This is a genomic window from Bartonella sp. AA168HLJHH (assembly GCF_042197365.1).
In the GTDB taxonomy this organism is placed as follows: Bacteria; Pseudomonadota; Alphaproteobacteria; order Rhizobiales; family Rhizobiaceae; genus Bartonella.
Window position 1 is genome coordinate 22,810 of record NZ_JBHIRS010000013.1, and the last position, 8,255, is coordinate 31,064.

5 protein-coding genes are annotated in these 8,255 nt (G+C 35.9%); 3 read left to right on the forward strand and 2 right to left on the reverse strand.

Translation table 11 applies throughout. The annotated features are described in order from the left end of the window. Window positions 1-81: 81 nt before the first annotated feature. The 3 genes from ACFINM_RS07615 (at window position 82) to ACFINM_RS07625 (ending at window position 5,692) form a co-directional block, all read left to right on the forward strand. Window positions 82-567 (forward strand): hypothetical protein, encoded by a 486-nt coding sequence (locus ACFINM_RS07615; RefSeq protein ID WP_375613651.1) that lies wholly within the window; start codon window positions 82-84, stop codon window positions 565-567. A 2,229-nt stretch (window positions 568-2,796) separates the two neighbouring features. Next, entirely contained in the window at window positions 2,797-3,240 is a 444-nt protein-coding gene (locus ACFINM_RS07620; protein ID WP_375610680.1) for a hypothetical protein, read from the forward strand. A gap of 1,678 nt (window positions 3,241-4,918) precedes the next feature. Then, window positions 4,919-5,692: a DUF4167 domain-containing protein gene (locus tag ACFINM_RS07625; RefSeq protein ID WP_375630225.1), complete on the forward strand. Its 774-nt coding sequence runs from the start codon at window positions 4,919-4,921 to the stop codon at window positions 5,690-5,692. A 1,535-nt stretch (window positions 5,693-7,227) separates the two neighbouring features. Here ACFINM_RS07625 and ACFINM_RS07630 read toward each other — a convergent pair. Together ACFINM_RS07630 and ACFINM_RS07635 are read right to left on the reverse strand one after the other, a co-directional pair. Continuing rightward, window positions 7,228-7,677, reverse strand: a complete 450-nt coding sequence (locus ACFINM_RS07630) for a hypothetical protein (protein ID WP_375641010.1) — start codon at window positions 7,675-7,677, stop codon at window positions 7,228-7,230. Between the two features lie 44 nt (window positions 7,678-7,721). Beyond that, complete coding sequence (locus ACFINM_RS07635; RefSeq protein ID WP_375641011.1) at window positions 7,722-8,087, reverse strand: hypothetical protein; 366 nt, start codon at window positions 8,085-8,087, stop codon at window positions 7,722-7,724. Between the last annotated feature and the right edge of the window lie 168 nt (window positions 8,088-8,255).

Sequence of the window (8,255 nt, forward strand, 5' to 3'; positions counted from 1 at the left end):
TGAGAAATGCAAGAGCCGTACAACGAAAAAAGAGATGCAAATGCCTTAATACGCGTTTAGCTTATCAAAAAGGGGGATATAATGGCACTTTTTCCATTTTCTATTGCTGATATTGATGATCCGGAATGTATTCGTGTGGTTCTTTATGCTAGCGGAAGAATGGGACATGCTCCTTTAAACGCATTGTTGAAGAAAGCATATGAAGATATTACAAAAATTGCAAAGCGCATGGATGCTTTAGAAAAAAAATTAAATGCTCTAGATCTTACCAATGTCGAACAGAAAAAAAATGAGAAAGAAGAGAAGCAAGACAGTATTAATAGTGTTGTGAGTGGTGGAATAACGACACCAAACAGTTTTGTGAGCGCACCAGAAATTAAAACAGAATCATCGTCCGTTGGAGACATATTTTTTTCTCCAATATACGAGGCGCCAAAAATAGACTACAGCTCTTTTATTTCAAAATTTACAGCACATAAGCCGCTAGGAATATACAGTAGTGTTGCTCAAAACATCAGTGTTGAGCATTCTAGAGAGATTTCTTCTTTGTTAGAAAAGGAAAAATAGAAAAGAGTGATCATAACAATATGTATGGGTTGAAGCTATAGATGAGATAAACCTGATTTATATCTTCGGTGGGGATTGGAATTGCACTCTGTTTGAGATGTTAAAAAAGGGTAAAAATTGATAGAGAAGCGTTGTTGCAGGATAAGTTGATCATGCGTTGTTGGGGAGAGTAGGGCGCATATTGAAATCTAAGGGCAAGTTTTTAAAGCCTACAGAGAAAGGAGCCGTGTTCGAACAAAAACGCATGACAAAAGAAGTTTTAAAAAAGATAAAAAATCTTGCAATCATTTTAAAAAGCTTTTTGGATAGGGCGTTTGATGATTTTAAATCTATAAAAAATTGCCATTTTTACGCTTTTTAAAAAGAAAAAAAGTGCAGTTCATCGCAATTTTAATTTGTTAAAAATCCCATAAAAAGAAAATGTTAATTGCTAAAAGGACAAAAGCAGAAAAATGCCTATAAGAAAATCATGCGTATCGTTGTGTCTTTTCTTATAAAGAAGAGAAATGCTATACTGTTGGAGCAGGCTTGAAGGCTAACGTTTCACTTGTTTTCTTATCAGACAAGATTGTACAAGCGGTTGTTGATTTGTCTTGTCCTGTTTATGCTGTAAAGACTGTCCTTTCAGGTGTGATGATATAAGGCAAGCCTCTTTGTAAGAGCTTCCATGATACAAAAAGTGTTTTTTAAAGGGCATGGCAAATATTTAAGGCAGGCTTATTTGTTGAGCTTTAAGTTTAAGTCAATCACATGCGAGAAAGCCAAATGAACCCCGATGCAATCTGGGCTGTTGATAGATCAGATTGGGTGAAGAATCTTCATCTTTTGAAGTGGTGAATGTAAGTTAAGAAAAACCAGCTTTTACAAGCGTAAAAGAACGGGTCTTATTATAATTATGGACTTAAATTATGTGTGTTTTTTCATGGATTATATTGAGATAAAGCTACAAAGTATTTTGATTTATTTGATACGTTTTTATTTTAGAAAGTGTATTGTTATAAACAGCTCTCCTCAATACGAATGTATCATTATTTATACTCTTTTTGGATATTTTTATAAATATAATTAAAAAGCTTGCAATACTATACGTTTTGTGTATAAGTATTTATTATTGATTTCTTTTGTATTTTATTTAGTTATATCTCTATTCATAAGCCGCGCCTTTAAATGGTGCGGCTTTTTTTACTTTCTAATAACAGGGGCGCTATATATTTGTTATTGAGATGGCTTTGGATATTTTTCTCATTATTGTATTTTGTGATTTCATTTTGCAGTGAAATCTTTAAATTCTTGTGTGTTTTATCCCAATAGGGAAGATTCAAATAAAAATGCAGGCGTCTGGGTTTGGTTTCTTTGCTTTGGTTGGGGGGCGTTGAATAGTTAAAGAATCTTTGTGATTGTTTGACGGAGAATGATATGAGGTGAAGCATAAAATGGTGGCGCATTTGAAGGGCCATTATCATACATGCCAGCATGGTCAAAAATGCAAATGTGTCTTTAACAGTGTTTGTTGATCTCGATTAGAAAGTCCATTCTTTTTTGTTAGGAGTTTTACATCTATAATCTCTTATCTTGTTTTAGCGACTGCTTTTTGAGGGGGCGGTAATAGAAGGCGTATAAGATTTTATATATGAAGTGTTTGTGTGGTGAATAACGGTAAATCCATTGAGCACTCCCATCTTCACGCTTATGTAGAGGCAAGTCCGCACCATCATTGTATTTTCTAGCTCCCAATTTTGCTACGGTCTTTGACACTTAAGACGATTCATAAGAGGCATATGCCTTTCTTATACAGTTTTTAATCCACATGCTAGCTCCGCTTGTAACTTGTAAGCAACATGGTTTTGATTGTTTCAATAGAAAACAAACTTCGGATGAGAGAATCCTATGGTGTTCGGGTTTCTCATTCAACATGTAAAACAATAAATATTCTTTATAAATCAATATGACATGTCTTAACAAAGACGAATTGTTTATAGATCCGCATGGATAAAGAATCTTTGTCTTTTAAAGTGGTGAGAGAAAATCATCAGCCCTATTTTTTCATAAAGGGCATGAGAAAAGTGTTTCATAAGAATTTTATACGATAAGAATTATACGGTAAAAAAGAGAGTCTTTTGACATAAGAGTCTTGATCGTTTGCGGCTATAACCTGTATTGTGTACACAGATACTTCTATCATTTTTTGCTGTAAAAGCTTCTCTTGGGATATTAAAGGGTACAATCTTTATGGAAAAAAGAATCCGAGCAAGACAAAAGGCTTATTTCAAAAGATTATATCGCAAGATTGCTTTTGTTTGCATAATACTTTTTTGTATAGTGTTTTTGTGTTTTGTTGTTGCAAAGGTGGTTAGTTATTTTTCTTCTCATAAAAAAGTAACACAACAAGCACCCGTTGAATTGGTTATTCCTGTTTTTGATCTACGCGTATATTGCAAGGAAATTTCTGCTTCTGTTATGCCCGATATGAAAAGAGAGGTTTATCAGCATTGTCTTAATTTGGAAAGTGAGGCCTATTTTGCTATTCGTGAAATGTGGGATAAGCTTTCTGATAGTGCTAAAAAACAATGTTTGACGAGGGTCCGTCCTGGGGATGGAAATTATTTTCTCTTACGAGACTGTTTTCTGAATGAAAGAGAAAATAAAACAGGCAAAAGGCGCAATTACTTTTAAGTTTTTATATGGAAAGTTAAAAGGATGCGAATTTTGACAAAAAGATAAAAGCCTCTTAAATGACTATCTGCCTCATGACCAATAGCAGCTTGATTTATTTATCTTGTTATATCGCACTTCTTATTTAAGGTGTGGCGACATAAGGTATGGATGGCCTCCTTGAAATGTTTAAGGGGGCGTGGTGGAGTTTCAAGAGGGTTTGTTGCGCTTTTTTAAGGGAAATAACGAGTGTGGGAAATCCATTTCGTAATGGTTTTGGTGAATGGTATAATGGTAAAACCCTCATGAATGTATAAAATTTATAGAGCATGTTCATCTTTATGGTTTGAAAAAGAGTAAGCCAGTACTATCTCACATTTTGCTCGCTCCCAATGGTGCCTGTCGACAGCCCTTTAGCCTTAGAGACGGTTCATAAGAGGCACTTTTAGTCTTTTTATCATTTTTACTCCACGCAGGTTTTCCCACATGTAACATGCAAGAAAAAGAGATTGATTCAACAGCAAACAGATTGAGGATGAAAAATCCTACGATATTAATTTTCTTACTCAACACAAAAAATATGAATTACCATTACAAATCAATTCAGTGTATGAATTTTATAAGTATTTTCATTGTTGACAGACCAGTGTGATTTGAGAATCTTCCTTCTTTGAGGGTGTAAGTCAATAGACATGACAAAAATGAGTAAAAAACATTCCTTTTATAAACATTTACGGCTTCTTCATGCGTAAAGCGCTGTGCTGGGTTTAAAAATGTGCTTGTTTTATAATTCTAGTTTTCTTTATCAGAAAAGATAAGTAAGGAAATACGTTAGGCCATTCTTATTGATAGGCTTTGAGGAGGGTATTTTTTTGAGAAGAAGCTGATTTTTAAAAAAGTGTGACATATTGGTCGTTTTTTTCATAATTTGATATTTTTTTGTATTTAAATATTTTGTTTTTAAGCTCAATTTGTTATAAATAAAAACTGTGATTAACTTAAAAACTCTATGGGTTAAAATAAAAATTGATAGTATCATTGACTTGTTTGGGAAAGAAGATTGATCTCTTGGTGATTATAGGGCTTGAATAATACTTCGTGTTAATCTATCTATAAAAATTAAGAGGTTTTGTGAGGCGATCGTGGATTATCGCTCGCAAGGGGTTGCTTTAGCGATGAAGAGAGGCTATATTTATAAAATAAAGAGGTTCGCGCAGTGACTCGTTGGGATGGAAGTGCTTGTGAGTTAAATGCACGAGGGGGTAGAGCATATCGGCGTTTTTAGGAGCGGTGGTTTTAGAGCAAAAAAGGAAGCTTCTAGTATTCTCTGGCAGGAATTTTTTCTTTGTCAGGTGTGTTATATGTGTGTTTTCCTTTTTGTTTTCCACAAGATAATTATTTTTTTTTAGTGAAATATGGTTTATTTTAAAAAAAACACTTGGCATTTTACGTGAACATCATTAGGTTTCTGCTGTTTGACAGAGAAAAAGGGAATTTTTGATTTACGATTTCCCTGCTGTTTTGTGATTTTCAAGAAAATATATGCTTTTATCAATATCAGTAGGGTTCGTTTGAGTGAAATAAACGCGGATAGCTTGATAATCGTATGTTAAACATGATCAGCATTATCAAAAGATAATGTAATGAGGAAGCGTCAATTAAGACACACATAAGACAAACACTCCAAAAAGGGATAAAGATGAGGCCACAACAAAATAGACGGGTACGCGGTCGCAATAATAACAATAATGGTAATAACAATAATAATCGTCGCGGTCCTAATCCGTTGTCTCGCAATTATGAAAGTAGCGGTCCGGATGTTAAAATTCGCGGGAATGCTCAGCAAATTGCCGATAAATACATAAGCCTTGCGCGTGATGCACAAGGTGCAGGCGATCGTGTTATGTCGGAAAATTATTTACAACATGCCGAGCACTATTTGCGTATTATTTTAGCAGCAGCTGGGCAAATGTCTCAATCGGTTCGGCGTGATGAAAATCGTGGTGATGAAAACGAAAATCGTGATGAAAACAATGGGCAAGAATGCGGTGAAATAAATCTTGATGGTGAAAAAAAGGATGCTGTCGAGGGTGATACAGATGTATTACAAATGTCGTCGCAAAAAAATGGCAATGGCCAATATGATAAAGCGCAAAATGGGGATGCGCGAGAAAACGCTTTAGAGGCTCTATCGGATGAAAAAACAGATCAAGAGCACAGTCTTTCTGAGAAAAATGTTGAACCCGTCAAAAAAACACGTCGTTCTCCTCGTCGACGTACTGTACGGACTCAAGATGAATCATCTCTTGAGCTTTCACTTACAACAGCAGAAAGCTCTAGCAATGGAGATGCATCAACAGCAACAAAAACAGCAACAAAAGAAGATTCTTCTTTGCCTGGATTAGGTGAGGGGATACAGAGAAAACCACGCCGTCGCCGAGTGGTCAATCTTGAGGCAGAGGAAAATGTTTAAACCTGAAGGGTGCTGTGTAAGCGCGCTTGTGTGGTGATGTTATTGGTATCATGATAATAAATTATAATATGCTCAAGAAGCTTCTTGCGCTTTCCTTGAGTTTTCACGGGGCTGTATTGAGACTTAACGAAGGCTGTTGACAGAAAAGATTGCCTCTTTGCTGGGATTTAAGTAAGGGAATACAGAGAAAACCACGCCGTCGCTCAAGTGGTCAATCTTGAAGCAGAGGGAAATGTTTAAACCTGAAAGGTACTGTATAAGCGCTTGGGGTGATGTTATTGGTATCATGATAGTAAATTATATATACTCAAGAAGCTTCTTGCGCTTTCTTTGAATGTTCACGGGCAGTATTGAGACTTAACCAAAGGGTGTTGACAGAAAAGATTGCCTCTTTGCTGAGATTTAAGTAAGCGGATACAGGGAAAGATGCGTCGTCGCTCAAGTGGTCAATCTTGAAGCAGAGGGAAATGTTTAAACCTGAAGGGTGCTGTATAAGCGCTTGTGGTGATGTTATTGGTATCATGATAGTAAATTGTATATACTCAAGAAGCTTCTTGCGCTTTCCTTGAATGTTCACGGGGCTGTATTGAGACTTAACCAAAGGGTGTTGACAGAAAAGATTGCCTCTTTTCTGAAATTTAAGTAAGGGGATACAGAGAAAACCGCATCCGTGTATTTTAAGAGGCAGTTCTTTTATGAAGAACGCAATGTCGTTGTTTTATTTAATTCACACTTATGTTCAATGTATTTATGCCCATTTCGCGTTGGTATTCATGAATTCTATTATGTGAAATTCATCGGCTATCTTTGCTTAATAAAAGATGTAAGCTGGGCGTTATTGCTTTAATTTTCAATGTTGCAACAGTTCTTCTTTTGATACCGGATCATTCATAAGAGGTATTTTTATTCATCCATTTCCTTGCTGGGATATGTGAGCAAATGATTTTGATTAAGTTCCTCATGAACAGATTTGAAGGGGGAGAATCTTACAGTATTTGAGGTTCTCGTTCGACATGCAAAATAAATGATCACTATAAATTAATATGTTGAATTTTTGCACTCAAGAAGAGGTATTTCTTGCACGTTCATTAGCTTTTCCCAAGTGATGTCATTTTCTTAAAATGGGAATGCGTTGACAGAAAGGTTTCTTCTTTTCCAAGATTTAAATGAGGGGATACAGTAAAAATGCGCCGTCGCCCGTGTGGTGGATATTTAAGACTTATCACATTAATTTATAATAATAATTCATTGTTTTGAATGTTAGGTGAGAGCCCCTAAACCCCTAGAATTCTCTCATTTCCAAATTTGTTCCATGTTGGATCAACAAAAACCATTCGCTTGCACGTTGCAAACGGGGAGAGCCCGTGTGGATAAATTTGTATAAGAAGGAATAAAAATGGCTCTTATGAACTCTCTCTAGGGCAAAGGATTGTGGGCAACATCCACGAGTTGGCAAAGCGTGTGATAGTGTCGGCTTGCAGAAAATGTTTAAACCTTCAGGATGCTATGTTAAGCGCTTATTGATGTTAGTTTTCTTAATGGGGCATTATCTTCGCTCTCTCTTTTGTTGTTTCAACAGAAAGAATGGAGACAAGTGCACCGGTGTGATAATTGTAAATCATAAATTTTGTTTGTCCATCAGGGGTTAAAACTTTCAGTACAATATTGTGTTCTGAGAGGCTTTGCGACAAAATCTGTGTTTTTTCCGGTAGAGAGAGCGTATGATGGATAATGTGTGGGTTTTTGCTGAGAGAGGAAGATAGCTCTGTTTGTTTTGGCGCTGATCCGGTTGTTATCACTTTATAAACAATTAAAAACAGTACGGTTAGAATAAGGAAAAGCGTTATTAAAACGGAAATAATCATTAAACCCATAAGTTTTTTTCTTACTCGTTCTACAGCAGGATCTAAAGGGAGATCTTGAGGCAGAGAATTTTGCTCTGTGTGATGGTCTTTTGAAGGGTGCATTCGCTTATTATCCATCATGTCTTTCATTGATTATTTTTTTGAGATCTGATGGGTTTATGCTTTTAAAGTTTTTTGTGCAAGAGGTTTGTGGAAGAAGAATGTAAAAGAGGAAGCGATGTTGGTAAAATATCTTCTTTGTGTACTGTAGACAGCTTGTCCTTTACGTTTTGGCTTTTAAGCAGGAAATTTCCACGGTTTGTTACAGACCAGATCAATTTTACTTCTTGTTGATGTAAATCTGCATGGACGTTTATACATTGAGCAAAAATTTGTTGTCCAGAAAATGAAAACTTTTTTGTGGACGGTATCATGGATTGTTCACATGCTTGAGCCGTTGGATAGATTTTAACCATTGTATTGTTCGAATAGCAACTATTAAAATCATCTGTACATGAAACTAATAAGAGGATAAAAACAAAGGGATTCATCAATCATTTTCCAAATGAGAGGTTGACAGCATGGGCTCCAATTTGTCAGCCTAGCGGCTTCTTCACTGTTAAACGTTTTTACAGTTTTTTAGTTCCTCCTTTGAGATGTCCGTTCCTCCTTTGAGATGTCCGTTCCTCCTTTGAGATGTCCGTTCCTCCTTTGAGATG

Excerpts from the sequence above, each read along its gene's own strand:
- ACFINM_RS07615 (WP_375613651.1), top strand. The coding sequence starts at position 82 with ATGGCACTTTTTCCATTTTCTATTGCTGATATTGATGATCCGGAATGT.
- ACFINM_RS07620 (WP_375610680.1), top strand. The coding sequence starts at position 2,797 with ATGGAAAAAAGAATCCGAGCAAGACAAAAGGCTTATTTCAAAAGATTA.
- ACFINM_RS07625 (WP_375630225.1), top strand. The coding sequence starts at position 4,919 with ATGAGGCCACAACAAAATAGACGGGTACGCGGTCGCAATAATAACAAT.
- ACFINM_RS07630 (WP_375641010.1), bottom strand. The coding sequence starts at position 7,677 with ATGATGGATAATAAGCGAATGCACCCTTCAAAAGACCATCACACAGAG.
- ACFINM_RS07635 (WP_375641011.1), bottom strand. The coding sequence starts at position 8,087 with ATGAATCCCTTTGTTTTTATCCTCTTATTAGTTTCATGTACAGATGAT.